This window comes from Bdellovibrio sp. HCB117, assembly GCF_047305915.1.
Classification (GTDB): domain Bacteria; phylum Bdellovibrionota; class Bdellovibrionia; order Bdellovibrionales; family Bdellovibrionaceae; genus Bdellovibrio; species Bdellovibrio bacteriovorus_B.
In genome coordinates this window covers 3,693,015-3,707,047 of sequence record NZ_CP178622.1, presented here as the reverse complement: position 1 = coordinate 3,707,047, position 14,033 = coordinate 3,693,015, and the positions used below count along the sequence as shown (strand labels likewise).

At 45.1% G+C, this 14,033-nt stretch carries 12 protein-coding genes; 10 read left to right on the top strand and 2 right to left on the bottom strand.

Translation table 11 applies throughout. The features are described from left to right. Positions 1–7: 7 nt before the first annotated feature. The 9 genes from ACLWBD_RS17570 to ACLWBD_RS17530 all read left to right on the top strand — a co-directional run bounded on the left by ACLWBD_RS17570 (position 8) and on the right by ACLWBD_RS17530 (position 10,835). Positions 8–1,159 (top strand): complex I subunit 1/NuoH family protein, encoded by a 1,152-nt coding sequence (locus ACLWBD_RS17570; RefSeq protein ID WP_413569129.1) that lies wholly within the window; start codon positions 8–10, stop codon positions 1,157–1,159. 10 nt (positions 1,160–1,169) lie between these two features. Next, a complete protein-coding gene (locus tag ACLWBD_RS17565; protein WP_063205725.1) occupies positions 1,170–1,706 on the top strand; it encodes an NADH-quinone oxidoreductase subunit J in 537 nt (178 codons plus the stop codon). Then, positions 1,696–2,019 carry an NADH-quinone oxidoreductase subunit NuoK gene (gene nuoK / locus ACLWBD_RS17560; RefSeq protein ID WP_041875668.1) on the top strand — a complete coding sequence of 108 codons (324 nt, stop codon included), beginning with the start codon at positions 1,696–1,698 and terminating at the stop codon, positions 2,017–2,019. Before ACLWBD_RS17565 ends, nuoK begins: the two co-directional genes overlap by 11 nt. 28 nt (positions 2,020–2,047) lie before the next feature. Beyond that, positions 2,048–3,961, top strand: a complete 1,914-nt coding sequence (gene nuoL, locus ACLWBD_RS17555; RefSeq protein WP_063206604.1) for an NADH-quinone oxidoreductase subunit L — start codon at positions 2,048–2,050, stop codon at positions 3,959–3,961. A gap of 3 nt (positions 3,962–3,964) precedes the next feature. Beyond that, on the top strand, positions 3,965–5,518 hold the full coding sequence (locus ACLWBD_RS17550; protein ID WP_063205722.1) for a complex I subunit 4 family protein: 1,554 nt from the start codon (positions 3,965–3,967) through the stop codon (positions 5,516–5,518). Then, positions 5,518–6,978 carry an NADH-quinone oxidoreductase subunit N gene (locus ACLWBD_RS17545; RefSeq protein ID WP_063205720.1) on the top strand — a complete coding sequence of 487 codons (1,461 nt, stop codon included), beginning with the start codon at positions 5,518–5,520 and terminating at the stop codon, positions 6,976–6,978. Before ACLWBD_RS17550 ends, ACLWBD_RS17545 begins: the two co-directional genes overlap by 1 nt. A 137-nt stretch (positions 6,979–7,115) precedes the next feature. Beyond that, entirely contained in the window at positions 7,116–8,030 is a 915-nt protein-coding gene (locus ACLWBD_RS17540; protein ID WP_413569128.1) for an AAA family ATPase, read from the top strand. Continuing rightward, positions 7,966–8,910, top strand: coding sequence for a DUF58 domain-containing protein (locus ACLWBD_RS17535; RefSeq protein ID WP_413569127.1), 945 nt, complete (start codon positions 7,966–7,968; stop codon positions 8,908–8,910). The genes ACLWBD_RS17540 and ACLWBD_RS17535 overlap by 65 nt, the downstream gene beginning before the upstream one ends. After that, positions 8,907–10,835 carry a DUF3488 and DUF4129 domain-containing transglutaminase family protein gene (locus tag ACLWBD_RS17530; RefSeq protein WP_413569126.1) on the top strand — a complete coding sequence of 643 codons (1,929 nt, stop codon included), beginning with the start codon at positions 8,907–8,909 and terminating at the stop codon, positions 10,833–10,835. The genes ACLWBD_RS17535 and ACLWBD_RS17530 overlap by 4 nt, the downstream gene beginning before the upstream one ends. Here the strand turns inward: ACLWBD_RS17530 and ACLWBD_RS17525 are convergent. Further along, a complete protein-coding gene (locus ACLWBD_RS17525) occupies positions 10,832–12,031 on the bottom strand; it encodes a patatin-like phospholipase family protein (protein WP_063205712.1) in 1,200 nt (399 codons plus the stop codon). The genes ACLWBD_RS17530 and ACLWBD_RS17525 overlap by 4 nt on opposite strands. A 271-nt stretch (positions 12,032–12,302) precedes the next feature. On the opposite strand from ACLWBD_RS17525, the gene ACLWBD_RS17520 reads away from it, so the two are divergent. After that, complete coding sequence (locus tag ACLWBD_RS17520) at positions 12,303–12,794, top strand: hypothetical protein (RefSeq protein WP_063205710.1); 492 nt, start codon at positions 12,303–12,305, stop codon at positions 12,792–12,794. Here the strand turns inward: ACLWBD_RS17520 and ACLWBD_RS17515 are convergent. Next, positions 12,784–14,028: an MFS transporter gene (locus ACLWBD_RS17515; protein WP_413570745.1), complete on the bottom strand. Its 1,245-nt coding sequence runs from the start codon at positions 14,026–14,028 to the stop codon at positions 12,784–12,786. The genes ACLWBD_RS17520 and ACLWBD_RS17515 overlap by 11 nt on opposite strands. Positions 14,029–14,033: the final 5 nt, after the last annotated feature.

Below are 14,033 nucleotides of genomic sequence, written 5' to 3'. Positions count from 1 at the left end.
AATGGGAATGGGTAAAGATCTTTTTGAAATTACCGTTAACGGTTTAAAACTTGTCGTCATCTTTTTGATGATGGTTCAAGCAGTTCCTATTCTTGTATGGCTTGAGCGCCGTGGTTCCGCATTCATCCAAAATCGTTTGGGCCCCAACCGCGTAGGACCTTTGGGTTTGATGCAGCTTTTGGCTGACGCTGTGAAATTCTTGACGAAAGAAAACTTCGTTCCCGATACCGCAAAACCGTTGTTGTACTATGCAGCTCCGGTATTTGCGTTGATTCCAGGTGCGGTGGCGTTCTCTGCAATTCCGATGTCGACACCAATTCAAGTGGGAACATTTGAAATGTTTGGTTCTACTTGGGGTCCGTACACTTTCTTAGTTCAAGGTTATGATATCGGCGTTGGTATTGTATTCATCTTGGGTGTTTCCTCTTTGGCTGCTTACACTTTGTTGATGGCGGGTTGGGGTTCAGGAAATAAGTACTCTTTGATGGGTGCTCTTCGTGCTTCGGCGCAAACAATCTCTTACGAATTGGCTTTAGGTCTTTCTATCGTGGGCGTAATCATGCTTTACGGTACATTCAACCTTCAAGACATGACGGTGGCTCAAGAAGGCCCCCTTCAATTCGTGTTCTTGGGTCACACTGTAACAGCAAGCTGGCTTCCAAACTGGGGTATTTTCTATCAACCGTTGGCAGCTCTTTTGTTCTTCACAACAGCATTTGCCGAATCAAATCGTCTTCCATTCGACTTGGCAGAGGGTGAGTCTGAACTTGTTGCCGGTTTCCATACAGAATACGGCGGATTCAAGTTCAACATGTTCTTCATCGGTGAATACGGTCACATGATGATCGCTTCAGGCTTGATGGCTTTGTTCTTCTTCGGTGGTTACGGTATTCCGTACGTATCCGTTGAACAAGTTCAAGAGTGGGCAGCATCGGTAACGTCTTCTGCGGGCTGGGCAAGTGCTTTGGTGGCCTTGATCCACTTCCTTGTTTTCAATATCAAGTTTGCATTCTTCTTGTGGGTTTTCATCTGGGTTCGTTGGACGCTTCCACGCTTCCGTTATGACCAATTGATGGATTTCGGTTGGAAGACTTTGCTTCCTTGGGCGCTAGCAAACACGATCATTACCGCGTTTGTGATCTACATCGCATCTTTGTGAGGAGAATAACGTGACAGCAGATGCATTTCTTTTTTGGTTCTTAGCGATTGTCACTCTGGTCAGCGGCCTGAGTGTCATTCTTTTATCTAACCCGATTTATTCATCGCTTTGTTTGGCGATGACGATGGTGGGTATCTCCGCGTTGTTCGTGACTTTGAATGCTTACTTCATTGCAGGTGTTCAGTTGATCGTTTACGCCGGCGCCGTGATGGTTCTTTTCGTCATGGTGATCATGCTCTTCGACTTGAAGAAAGATATACAGGCCTTTACGAAAGGTAAGTTCTCGGGAGCGGTAAAAATCGCTTCCGTGGGATTGCTTGCGGGCTTGGTTGTCGGTGCGATTGCAATGTCTGTTGGTCTTTTGAACGAGAAAACGGCCGACAATCCAGTGACAGCAGGAACGGGAATGGAAACAACAAAAGCGTTGGGCCAAATCCTTTTCTCTAAATACATCTTCGGCTTTGAAGCATTGGGCGTTCTTTTGCTAGTGATCGCCGTTGGTGCGGTGGCTCTAGCGCGCAGTAAAGGTGGAACACATGAACACTGATTTCATTAACAACATTGGCCTGACTCACTATCTAGTTTTGGCAGCACTTTTGTTCATGATGGGTATGGCCGGAGTTCTTCTTCGCCGTAACGTGATCGTTCTTTTGATGTCGGTAGAGTTGATGTTGAACTCGGTGAACTTGACGTTCATCGCTTTCAGTAAGTACCTAGGCATTCTTGACGGTCACATCATGGTTTTCTTTGTCATGACAATCGCAGCGGCAGAAGCAGCGGTAGGTTTGGCATTGGCCGTTTCAATCTTTAAACGCTTTAACGAAGTGAATATTCGCTTCTTTGAACACTTGAAAGGATAAGGGAGCAGCCGTGAATCATTCTCTTTTAATGGCCCTTTTGATCCTAGCTCCGTTCGTTGGTTTCTTGATCAACGGAGTTCGTTATAAAAAACACTCAGCCAACGTGGCGGGTGTAATTGCCACATCAGCAATTGCGATTTCTTTCATCAGCGCGATCTTGTTGGTATTAGACGTTGTAGCGATGCCTGCGGAATCTCGCAAAATTGCGGTGAGTTTCTTTGAGTGGATGGCAGTTGATAAGTTTAAAGTAAATGCCGGTTTTGTTGTCGATCAAATCAGCTCCATCATGATTCTTGTGATCACGGGTGTTGGTACTTTGATCCACTTGTTCTCGATCGGTTACATGCACCACGATAAAGGTGCGGCAAAATACTTTGCTTACCTGAACCTTTTCATCTTCAACATGTTGTTGTTAGTTCTTGGTGACAGCTTGCTTGTGATGTTCGTGGGTTGGGAAGGCGTTGGTCTTTGCTCTTACTTGTTGATCGGCTTCTGGTTCACAGACAAAGAAAAAGCCGCAGCGGGTATGAAAGCCTTCATCACAAATCGGGTGGGTGACGCTGCTTTCTTGCTTGGAATGTTCATCCTTTTCATCACTTTCGGAACTTTGAATTTTTCTGAGTTGAATGCACTAGCTCCTACAACAGCAGAAGCTTCTTGGTTGGGTGCGGTGACTTTGGGAACTTTGTTCCTGTTCATCGGTGCGACTGGTAAGTCAGCACAGATTCCATTGTACGTTTGGCTTCCAGACGCCATGGCTGGTCCAACACCTGTATCCGCACTTATCCATGCGGCGACGATGGTTACGGCCGGTGTTTACATGATCGTGCGTTTGAATCCGCTATTCATTATGGCTCCGAACACAATGATGGTTATTGCAATCATCGGTGCGGCGACAGCCGTTTTGGCTGCTACAATCGGCATGACCCAATGGGATATCAAAAAAGTTCTAGCTTACTCTACGGTTTCTCAACTTGGTTATATGTTCTTGGCTTGCGGTGTGGGAGCTTTCGGAGCAGCGATGTTCCACTTGATGACTCACGCGTTCTTTAAAGCCTTGATGTTCTTGGGTTCGGGTTCCGTGATCCACGCGATGCACGAAGAACAAGATATACGTAAGATGGGTGGTCTAAAAAAATACATGCCTATCACTCACGTGACATTCTTCTTAGGATGGGTCGCAATCATCGGTATGCCACCATTTGCGGGTTTCTTCTCTAAGGATGAAATCTTGGCTTATACGTTCAACTCTCCACTAGGTTCTCCGATCCTGTGGGCGATGGGTGCGTTGGGTGCTACTTTGACAGCGTTCTACATGACTCGTTTGATGGCATTGACGTTCTGGGGTAAGAGCCGCGTTCCAAGCGATGTTCACCCGCATGAATCTCCAGCGCTTATGACGATTCCATTGATCGTTTTAGGTATTCTTTCTGTGATCGGTGGTTGGATCGGTATTCCTCACGTGATCGGTGAACACTTGGGTCACCTTCCAAACGTATGGGAACACTGGTTGCACCCAATGATCTCTCCGATCCCAGGTTGGACGGCTATTGATCATACGACAGAGTGGACTTTGATGGGCGTTTCTGTTGGTTTGGCTTTGATCTCTGCGATCGTAGCGTACCAATTCTACGTGAAGTCTCCAGAGACTCCGAAGAAAATCGCCGACAGCATCAAGCCTGTGTACAACCTTGTGTATAACAAATATTTCGTTGATGAAGCTTATTTCGGTTTCATCATCAATCCACTTGTTAGCATCAGCAAAAACACTTGGTACTACATCGATGTGAATTTCATCGATAAAGCGACTTACTTGGCCGGCGACCTAGCTCGCGGTATGGGCTCGTTCGTTCGCTCTATCCAAACTGGTAATATGCAACAGTACGCGATGTACATCGGTATCGGTGTTGTTGTGGCTCTTTCATTTGTGATCATGAGGTAATGTATGATCCTGAGTAGCATTGTTTTCCTACCTCTTTTGTTCGCGTTGATCGTCGCTGTTTGGCCAAAGTCGAATACTATTCGTCACTTGGCTTTAGGCCTTTCAATCGTTGAATTTATTTTGAGCTTAGCTTTGTTCAGACAGTTTGATCCGAACTCTGCAGGTCTTCAGATGGTTGAAAAGTTCATGTGGATTGAGCGCTTCGGCATTCAGTACTTCATGGGTATCGACGGTATTTCGTTGTGGTTGGTTCTTTTAACCACGTTCTTGACCCCGATCATCATCTTGGGTTCTTGGACGTCGATCACAGAAAGAGTTAAAGGCTTCCACGTTGCGATGTTTGTGTTGCAAACAGCGATGCTTGGAACTTTCTTGGCGATGGATGCGATCTTCTTCTACGTCTTCTGGGAGCTTTCTCTAGTACCAATGTATTTCATGGTTGGTATCTGGGGTGGTGCTCGTCGTATTTACGCAACGGTGAAGTTCTTCATCTATACATTCGCCGGCTCTGTGATGATGCTCGTTGCGATCATCTATATGATGTACCTAACTCAAGAAGCGACAGGCACTATGAGTGCAAGTCTTCTTGATTTCTACAAACTTAAAATTCCGTTCGTAGGCGGTACGTTCTTTAGCCTTCAAACTTTATTGTTCTTCGCATTCGCTTTGGCCTTTGCAATCAAAGTTCCGGCCTTCCCAGTTCACACTTGGTTGCCGGATGCCCACGTTGAAGCGCCAACTCCAGGCTCTGTAATTCTAGCCGGTGTGATGCTTAAGATGGGTACTTACGGCTTTATGCGCTGGGTGATTCCATTGTTCCCTGAAGCGTCTGAATACTGGGCATGGTTGTTCATGTTGATCGGTACAGTCGGAATTATCTACGGAGCCCTGGTCGCGATGGTTCAACCGGATGTGAAAAAACTTGTGGCGTATTCTTCCGTATCGCACATGGGTTACATCTTAGTTGGTCTATTCGCTTTCAATGCTTACGGGATGTCCGGTGGTCTTTATCAAATGTTGAACCACGGTATTTCTACAGGTGCTCTGTTCTTGTTGATCGGTATGATCTACGAAAGAACGCACTCTCGTGAAATCAGCAAGTATGGTGGTTTGGCAGGAGTCTTACCTCTTTTCACAATCTTCTTCTTTATCATCACTTTGTCTTCGATCGCGGTTCCGCTAACAAACGGTTTCGTGGGTGAGTTCTTGATCCTTCTTGGTACTTTCCAAGCAGAACCTGTATTTGCTTACTTTGCGGTATCAGGTGTGATCTTGGGAGCTGTTTACATGCTTTGGATGTTCAAACGCGTGTTCTTCGGTGAAAAAGGGGAGTTGGTGAAAGACGAACATCACCCACTTCACGACTTAAATGCACGTGAAATCGCGGTTCTTGTTCCTCTTGTTATCATGGTGTTCTGGATGGGTCTTTTCCCAAATCATTTCTTGAACTATTCAAAGGCAAGTATTGATTATCTAGTGAACAACAGAAGTAACTATAACCTCACTATTGTAGAGCCTGGCGCAACTTCCACTCAGCACGCGCAAGGAGGTAACTAATGAATATGAATGTCGGTCTTAGTGACGTTTTGTTGATCTCTCCGATGATCGCTTTGTTCCTTGTAAGCTTGATTCCAATCACAGCTAAAGTTCTTCGCGGCAACCGCGAGCAACCTCATGCCGTGACTTTGGCGCAGGCCCTTATCGGTATCGTGATTGCGATTGGTCTTTTGATTGTGTTTGGTGGTGGCGGTAAGACAGCATTTAATAACGGTCTTATCTTTGACGGCGTAACACAGTGGATGGGAATCATTGCTTTAGGTGCTGCGGGAGCGGCGATGGTGATGATGTATGAAAATCCGTCAACGACGGGAAAGCAATTCTCTGAATTGATCTTCCTTGCGATGAGCTCGGCCGTTGGTATGTTGATCCTGGTTTCCGCCGTGGATCTTTTGATGGTTTTCATCGGTCTAGAGATGATGTCTTTGGCATTGTACCTCATGATCGCGATGAGCCACGAAGAGAAGCTTTCGAAAGAAGCGGCTTTGAAATACTTCATCTTGGGTTCTTTTGCTTCGGCATTGTTCCTTTATGGTGTGGCATTTATCTTTGGATCAACAGGCGGAACGAATATTCTAGCGTTCATGGATAGTGCGGCAGAGTTGGTACAAACAAGCCGTCTTTTCTTGTTTGGTATCACTTTCGTTATCTTGGGCTTCTGCTTTAAGGTTTCGATTGCTCCATTCCATGCTTGGACTCCAGACGTGTATCAAGGGGCTCCGACTCCGCACACGGCGTTCATGGCGACAGCGGTTAAGACAGTTTCTTTCGCCGCTTTCTTGCGCGTGATTGCAACGAAGTCTTTGATCGGTTCAGATCACTTGTTTGATATCTTGCAATGGTTGGCCGTGATCACAATGATCTTGGGTAACACAGCGGCGATCATCCAAAACAACTTCAAGCGTATGATTGCTTACTCTTCAGTAGCTCACTCAGGTTACTTGTTGATTGGTATCATTACAGCGGGCGTTAGCGATAACGGTGCGTTTGGTGCTTCAGGGGTTATCTTCTATCTTCTAAGCTATGCCTTGATGACTTTGGGTGCGTTTGCGATTGCAAGCATGCTTGAAAAATCAGAGAACCACATTGTAAACGTGGATGATCTTGCAGGCTTTGCGAAACAAAGACCGATGTTAGCACTTTGCTTAACTGTGTTCTTGTTGTCACTAGCCGGTATTCCACCGACTCTTGGATTCTTCGGTAAATTCTATCTGTTCAATGCGGCTATCGGTGAAGGTCTTTTATGGTTGGCGATCTGGGGTATGATTAGCTCCGTGATCGGTGTTTACTACTACCTGCGCCCTGTTGTAGTTATGTACATGAAAGAAGGTAACGCGGAAGTTGCAAGTCATTCATTGAATGCAACAACGGTGACGACTGTGATCATGGCTCTTGCGATTGTGATCATGGGCTTTGTCTCTGGTCCGATCTTCTCGGCTGTAGAAAAAAGCTTGTTCTAAGCTGACTGCACTCAGATAAAAAACATACTAAGCCCTGGCAACTACCAGGGCTTTTTTATTTGTAAATCGCTAGTCTTTCATCGGGACTTGGGGGAATAGCTACTCCCGTGCAGTAAGACCTAATATCCTTATTGGGCATGAATCAGAAGTTTCACGAACTCATTGCTCAGGCTTCTAAGGTCGTTCTGGATAAGAATGTTGAAATTCGTTTGGCCATCACCTGCCTTCTTGCTGGCGGCCATTTGCTTATCGAAGATTTGCCGGGAGTCGGTAAAACCACTCTTGTTCAAGTGCTGGGTAAGCTCACCGGGTTAAAAACTCGTCGCGTGCAATTCACGATTGATCTTTTGCCAGCGGACGTAATTGGCGGACAGATTTATCATCCTCAAGAACATAAGTTCGTATTTCATCAAGGTCCTTTGTTTTCGCAAATGGTGATGGCGGATGAATTAAATCGCGCTAGTCCACGCACCCAAAGTGCGTTGCTGCAGGCGATGGAGGAAGGCGAAGTTTCTGTTGAGGGAGTGACTTGGCCGTTACCTCATCCATTCTATGTCATTGCAACTCAGAACCCGCATCAGCATACCGGCACATTTCCACTGCCAGAAAGTCAGCTAGATCGTTTTCTAATGAGTTTAGAACTACATCCGGCTTCTAAAGAAACCGAAGTGCGCATTTTACAAGGTGATGATCCTCGACATTTGCTGCAAAAAATTCAGCCGCTATTTAGTGAAACTGAAATTGCAGAAACTTTGATCGAAGTTACAAAAGTGCAAGTGTCCGCTAATGTCGCTCAGTACATCGCGGATCTTTTAGAGCGATCTCGTCGTCCCGGATTTGAAGGGGCACCACTTTCAACTCGCGCCGGAATGGCTTTAGCGAAAGCCGCGAAGGCGTGGGCCTTCATGGATGGAAGAAACTATTTACGACCTGAAGATGTTCAACAAGTTTTGATTCCTGTATTAGGACATCGTCTTGGAGGCAATCATGGCATCAAACGCGGCCGTGAGTGGGCAGGGGCTTTACAAAAAAGCACGCCAGTTCCTGTCTAAAAAGAAAACGCGCACCTATATACTGCCTACGGGATTTGGCATCGCCTTTGGGTTGATGTCGCTAGTTCTATTTTTTATGGCGGTTGGATATTCCAACAATTTGATCTACATCTTCTTCTTTTTCTTAATCTCTGTGGCTTTCACAGGAACTTTTATTACCAATAAAAATGTCGATGGTGTTGATGCGATTGATGTTCACATCGACGAAGCTTTTTGTGATGAGACATCGGCATTAAGCGTAACATTGAAAAATAATGCAAAGTCGCCGTGTTTTCAGGTCGAAAGCTATTTCGAAAAGTATCCTGAAACTTCTTCGCGCACGGATCTTGAGCCACAGGAAGAGGACGTGGTTCTCGTGCCTTTTGTTTTTAAAAAACGCGGGCGGCAGCTTCTTCCCAGAATAGCAGTTCAAAGTACATTTCCATTTTCTTTATTGAGAGCATGGAGAGTTTTTAAAACCCCTCGAGAAATAACGATTTATCCAGCAAGAAAAGGCGAAGAGGCTTTTCCACAAAACTCTTATGCTGAAACGGACAGTGAAAATACAGGCTTATTCAGAGAGCATCGTACTTACCAAAGCACGGATTCTTTAAGACGAATAGATTGGAAAGCGACAGCACGCAGACAGGAACTGCTCGTAAAGAACTTTGAAGAGTCCGAGAAGCCTTCGCTGCATTTTTCTTGGAAACAAACGGCTCATTTAAGTGGTGAAGAAGAAAGAATTTCTCAACTGTGTTTGTGGATTGATGAAGCACATAAGCTAGGCCATTCTTTTTCTCTGGAAGTCGGAAAGCACCATATCGCTAAAGATCAAAACTCTGCTCATCGTAAGATGTGTCTAGAGGTTCTTGCTCATCTTAGCAGGGAAGACCTTTTATGACGAAAAGGTTCTACTCTCAGAAGGCACTCGCAGTCTCTTTTATTATCGCCATGGCGATGGTTGCGCTTGAGGTTTCCGCATGGATAGCTGTGTTCAGCTTCATCATGCTCTTTTGGAAGTGGGGCGTAGAAAATCTTCAGTGGAAACCTTTATCTAGAAAGGCCACGGGAATCTTGAGTGTCCTTCTGTTGATTCAAGTGCTTGTTCAATTTCGCACATTGATTGGCCAGGAACCAGCGTACACATTTTTGTTAGCTCTTTCTTCATTAAGAATCATGGACTATCAGAACGAACGCGATCATAAATTTGTGATCCTTCTGGGCTTTCTTTTGATTTCAGTGAAAGCGCTTTTTAGTTTAGATATATATTGGATAATTCCTTCCGTTTTGGCCTTTGTCGGACTTTGGTATTCACTCTTGCCTGAATCGCTGCCGGCTCGCGCGAAAGTATTACTAAAGATATTCATTCTTTCAGTGCCGATGGCCGTGATTTTATTCTTCGCCTTTCCACGCTTTGTTTTGCCGTGGGCGATGTCGCGCGGTTCTGCTCAGTTCGGAGAGATTGGTTTTACCGATGAAATAAATCCCGGAATGGTAGCGGAACTTGCAACGAACACGGCAACAGCATTTCGAGCCAAGATTGAAAATCTGCCGATAAATAAGTCAGTAGATCTCTATTGGCGTGGATCGGTCTTGACTCAATCGCGGGGATTGAGCTGGCGTCCGCGACGCTTGGGGTTCAGGGCTCCTTCAGCAGAAGACTATAAATCTTTGCCGACTTATGAGGTTGCAATTGAGCCCACATCTCAGCTCTATCTTTTTGTTTTAGATGGGACAAAGCATGTCGACTTGGACGTGAACCAAGTTCTAGCACTTCCTAAGAACATCTATCGCTCTATTCGACCGTTAAATAAATCTTCGATGTATCGTGGATACTATGAGCCTGACTATAAGGACAGTACGACTCCGCAGGATGAAGATCTTCAGGTTCCCCCCGTGCAAGGACGTGTTCGCGCATGGGTCGACGGTGTCTTAAGCAGAAATCTTTCTATTCCCGAAAAGGTCGAAGAGCTGCAAAAACTTTTTGTAGATAACGGTTTCGTTTACACGCTATCCCCCGGGGTTTATGGTCCCAACGATCTAGAAACTTTTCTTTTTGAAAGAAAACGAGGATTCTGTGAGCACTTTGCGGGAGCTTACGCGACTCTCGCAAGATCTTTAGCAATTCCAGCGCGAGTGATCGTGGGATATCAGGGCGGCCGCTTTAATCCTTTGGGAAATTTTTGGAAAGTTTCGCAAAAAGACGCTCATGCGTGGGTTGAAATCTTTAATGAAGGACAATGGCAGCGAATCGATCCAACTTTATGGGTTGCGCCTCTTCGTTTGGTGATTGGCGCAGAAGAATTTTTTGGACTTTCGGAAGAAGATCAGCGGGCCTTTGCGCGCGCCGTGGATTGGCGTCCGCCGGTGAAAGAAGATTTTCTGCTATGGGATGAAGTTAGTTTTTGGGTGGAAGATATCAACTATCGATGGACTTACTTCCTTATCGATTTTGATAAAACGTCTCAGCAAAGTTTCTGGACTGCTTTGTTGAATTACAGAATTCAATCCACTTTCTTGCTTGCCGTCATCATTGCCGCACTTGTTTTAATTTTCCGCAGTCTTTTCAAAAAGAAAAGAAACCTCAATGAGGCGCAAGTTTTATTACAAGCCGTGGAAAGGTGGGCCGAAAAAATGAATATCCAGCGTGAAAATTCAGAGCCTCCTCTGGAGTTTCTAAAAAAGCTGCAGGCACAGTTTCCTTATTTGAAAACGATTCTTCAAGAAATCGGAACGTTTTATGACGAACAAACTTACGCCGGTAAAACAAATTCGTCGGGCAAAGAGCTTTTAACAAACTGGAAAAAAGAAATTCGCAGTCACTAAACGTCGTAATGGCGAAGTACGTTGATCGCGGATTTAAATCCGATACGAACAATGCGCGCTAAAATCTCAGGATTTAAACTGAAGTGATCGACGAAAAACATTTCGTAGTTATTCGGGCGTGGGGCAATATAGATGTAATCCACTTCCGGGCGATAGTTCACACGATTGCGAATGATTTCAAGTAGTTTGTCGCGATGTTCGGCCGGCAAGTTCATTTGCTTGAAGTAACCGTCAACAGCGTTATAAATACCGCGAATATCATTCTTATATTGAATATGGCGCATGATTTTTTGCTGAACGACTTGGTAAAGAGCCTGATTCGCGATCAGTGGGATTCCATAGTCATGCAGCGAACCCATCTCTTCCGTGTAGTGATAAGGCTGAATCGAGAAAGAAGAGATCACTAGATCTGCGCCGTAATCTGCCGCTACGTGGGTCGACAGAGTGTCGCGGATTTCACCGTCATAGTAATACATCTCTTTTCCATCCGGACGCTTAATTCCGTAAGGAGCAAAAACCGGCGGTAAAGCTGTCGAACAAGCCACAGCATCACTGATCGTGGCGTAGTTAATGTATTTCGTGTTCTCGGTTTTATAAGATTCCGGGAAATTACCAAAGATGGCTTTTCGGGTATGGTTTAACTGGGTTCCAATGATGAATAGACCTACCCCCAAGCGGGCGAAGTCGTTATCCAACAAAACCTCTTTGCGCAAATAGCCCTCAATACCCTTGGTTGAAAAAAGACCATTTAACTTAAGACCGTTTTTCAAAAGGGATTCAAGCCCCCCCGTGACCAAGGCCTTTTCCATCAAAGTGCGCGGAATAAACTTCAACAAACCGCTGGAGTTCAAATTGAAAATATCACGGTAACTGATCGGTTTTAAATATCGCAGATCAGATTTATCAAAAGAAGGATGACTGCCCGAACCGATTTGAAAAGCGTTGATCAACGATTCAATCGGGTAGCCGGCAGCAAGAATTGAAGCTACGAAAGCGCCGGCGCTAGAGCCAACATAAAGACGGATGGTAAATGGATCGTCTTCACCGAAGTTCTGACGCACCATCTCTTTAGTGCCTCCGGCAAAGCGAAAGCCTTTTTCTTGTAAAGCTAAGCAAACCCCAATGTGAAAGGCCGCCGCTTTAATGCCGCCTCCACTTAATACTAGGGCCACTTTTTTCTTATCTCTAATCCGCATAGTGTTATCTTTAAGTATGAGAGTTCTTGGACTTTCGGGCAAAGGATTCTTTGGAACTTAAGAAAATCCATGACTTAGGGTTGCTTAGTCAGACGAAGGTCTAGTTGGATAGGCTAAAAAATGTGTGGATAGCCAGATCAAGGTCCTGAATTTTGTTGAATTTGGATAACTACTCACACAAAATTTGACAGACCGAAGTCGTGTGTTAATGTTGGATACGCAAGCTGAGTAGGGCGACCACCCCGAAAAGTTTGGCTAGTAAGGAAATTTGATGAACGTAGAAGCTACTGGTTCATGGTTACCGCTAACGGATTACTCTACTAAGTACAAAATTAGTGTGAGCACACTCCGCCGTCGAATCAAAGCTGACGACATCAAATTCCGATTTGAAGACGGCAAGTACTTCATCATGGACGAACCGATGGGTACCCATCAACGAGTACATCGCCCCTCCCAAGACAGCGACGCCTTGGTGGGTGCTCATCATGGAATGATGAAAGGTAACGACACTATGTCCGCTTCTTCAAAAGACGACCTTCTGAAAGCTCAGGACCTTCAAGATAAATCAATGAAGGCCAACAAAGACGAGCCGATCCTAACCGCCGCCAACAAACTTCTGAACGAACTTAAAAAAGCCTACACTCAGATCCTTCAAGACAAAGAAGAAACAATTCTTCAATTGAAAGACGAAGTGGCAGATTTAAAAACTTTGGTTCGCGTTTTGGAGTCTGAAAACGACCGACTTAAAGGCTTTAAGCAGTAGTTCTTTTGGGCCGAAGCAGGTAGCTGATCCCAGCTGCTAATATAGCGACAATCAAAGCCGCATAAATTCCGCCATAAATCGAAGCATTCTTATCATAGAAATAGCTCCCTGCGATTTGCAGTAGGGACGGTATAAACGAAAACCCGATATTGTAAATCACCCCAAAAGACACCGCCTGATAACGTGGTGCCACTGAATCACAAATAAGCGCGACGACGGGAGCATAACTTACCGTAATAACAAATCCTGTAAGAATCATGACTGATATCAAAGCGGCCTTGTTGAGCCCTGATCCGTCCGTACCTGCAAACTTATGCATAAAAAAGAAATACGGAAAAAGAACTATTAATCCGATTAACGCTCCGCCAAGACACATCCTTGCGCGACCCACTCTATCTGAAATAACGCCATAAAGAGGGTAGAGAGGAAGTAAGAATAAGCTAGAGATCGCGACGATAAAACCAATGGCGTCGGATGGAACCCTAAGAAGCGGGCCTAAAAAATAGAGTCGGTAAAGATTAAAGAAGTAAGCAAGAACCCCCACGCTAATGGCGATAAAAAGCGCAAAAGTAAAAATTCTTTTTAGCGCAGATTTATCGTTCAAAAGTTTTTTTAGATGGGTGGTTACAGAGGTTTCTCGGTCATAGGTCAAAGAAACATCCGGAAACTTCCTGTCGATATAGACGGCAAGTGGATAGATAAGACCGCTCAGTAAAAAACAAACTCTCCAGCCCCAGCTTCCCAAATCTTCGGCAGAAACAAAAAGTTTAAATAGAATCACGATAGCCATTGCAATCAAATAACCCGACGGAGCAGCCATTTGCAGCCACGACGTAAAACGTCCTTTTTCAAGTTTAGGGGCGAGATCATAAATATAAGCCACAGCACAGGTGACCGTTCCCGCGGTCGCAAAGCCTTGAAGTAAACGAACGATGATGACGAAGACCGACGCAACTTTGGGCTCCATATAGGATTCGTGAAGTAAAGCCATACATAAAGAGACGATGCCCAGCATTTTAAACGACTTAACCAGCGCGAGTTTTCTTCCGCTCGTGTCGGAAAGGGCCCCGAAATAAATTGCTCCTAAAGGTCGAAATATAAAACCCGTCGCAAAACTCAAATAAGAAGCGACGACGTTTAATCCTGAAGAGGGCTTTGCTTGTGAACTTTCAAAATAAAGAATGCCAGTAAGATAGTAGCAATAGAAAACTAGAATCACTCCGAGAGAAACCATCCCGG

Bases quoted from the DNA above. Each gene is read 5' to 3' on its own strand.
- ACLWBD_RS17570 (WP_413569129.1), top strand. From the start codon at position 8: ATGGGTAAAGATCTTTTTGAAATTACCGTTAACGGTTTAAAACTTGTC.
- ACLWBD_RS17535 (WP_413569127.1), top strand. From the start codon at position 7,966: ATGGCATCAAACGCGGCCGTGAGTGGGCAGGGGCTTTACAAAAAAGCA.
- nuoL (WP_063206604.1), top strand. From the start codon at position 2,048: ATGGCCCTTTTGATCCTAGCTCCGTTCGTTGGTTTCTTGATCAACGGA.
- ACLWBD_RS17515 (WP_413570745.1), bottom strand. From the start codon at position 14,028: ATGGTTTCTCTCGGAGTGATTCTAGTTTTCTATTGCTACTATCTTACT.
- nuoK (WP_041875668.1), top strand. From the start codon at position 1,696: ATGAACACTGATTTCATTAACAACATTGGCCTGACTCACTATCTAGTT.
- ACLWBD_RS17550 (WP_063205722.1), top strand. From the start codon at position 3,965: ATGATCCTGAGTAGCATTGTTTTCCTACCTCTTTTGTTCGCGTTGATC.
- ACLWBD_RS17530 (WP_413569126.1), top strand. From the start codon at position 8,907: ATGACGAAAAGGTTCTACTCTCAGAAGGCACTCGCAGTCTCTTTTATT.
- ACLWBD_RS17545 (WP_063205720.1), top strand. From the start codon at position 5,518: ATGAATATGAATGTCGGTCTTAGTGACGTTTTGTTGATCTCTCCGATG.
- ACLWBD_RS17540 (WP_413569128.1), top strand. From the start codon at position 7,116: ATGAATCAGAAGTTTCACGAACTCATTGCTCAGGCTTCTAAGGTCGTT.
- ACLWBD_RS17525 (WP_063205712.1), bottom strand. From the start codon at position 12,031: ATGCGGATTAGAGATAAGAAAAAAGTGGCCCTAGTATTAAGTGGAGGC.
- ACLWBD_RS17520 (WP_063205710.1), top strand. From the start codon at position 12,303: ATGAACGTAGAAGCTACTGGTTCATGGTTACCGCTAACGGATTACTCT.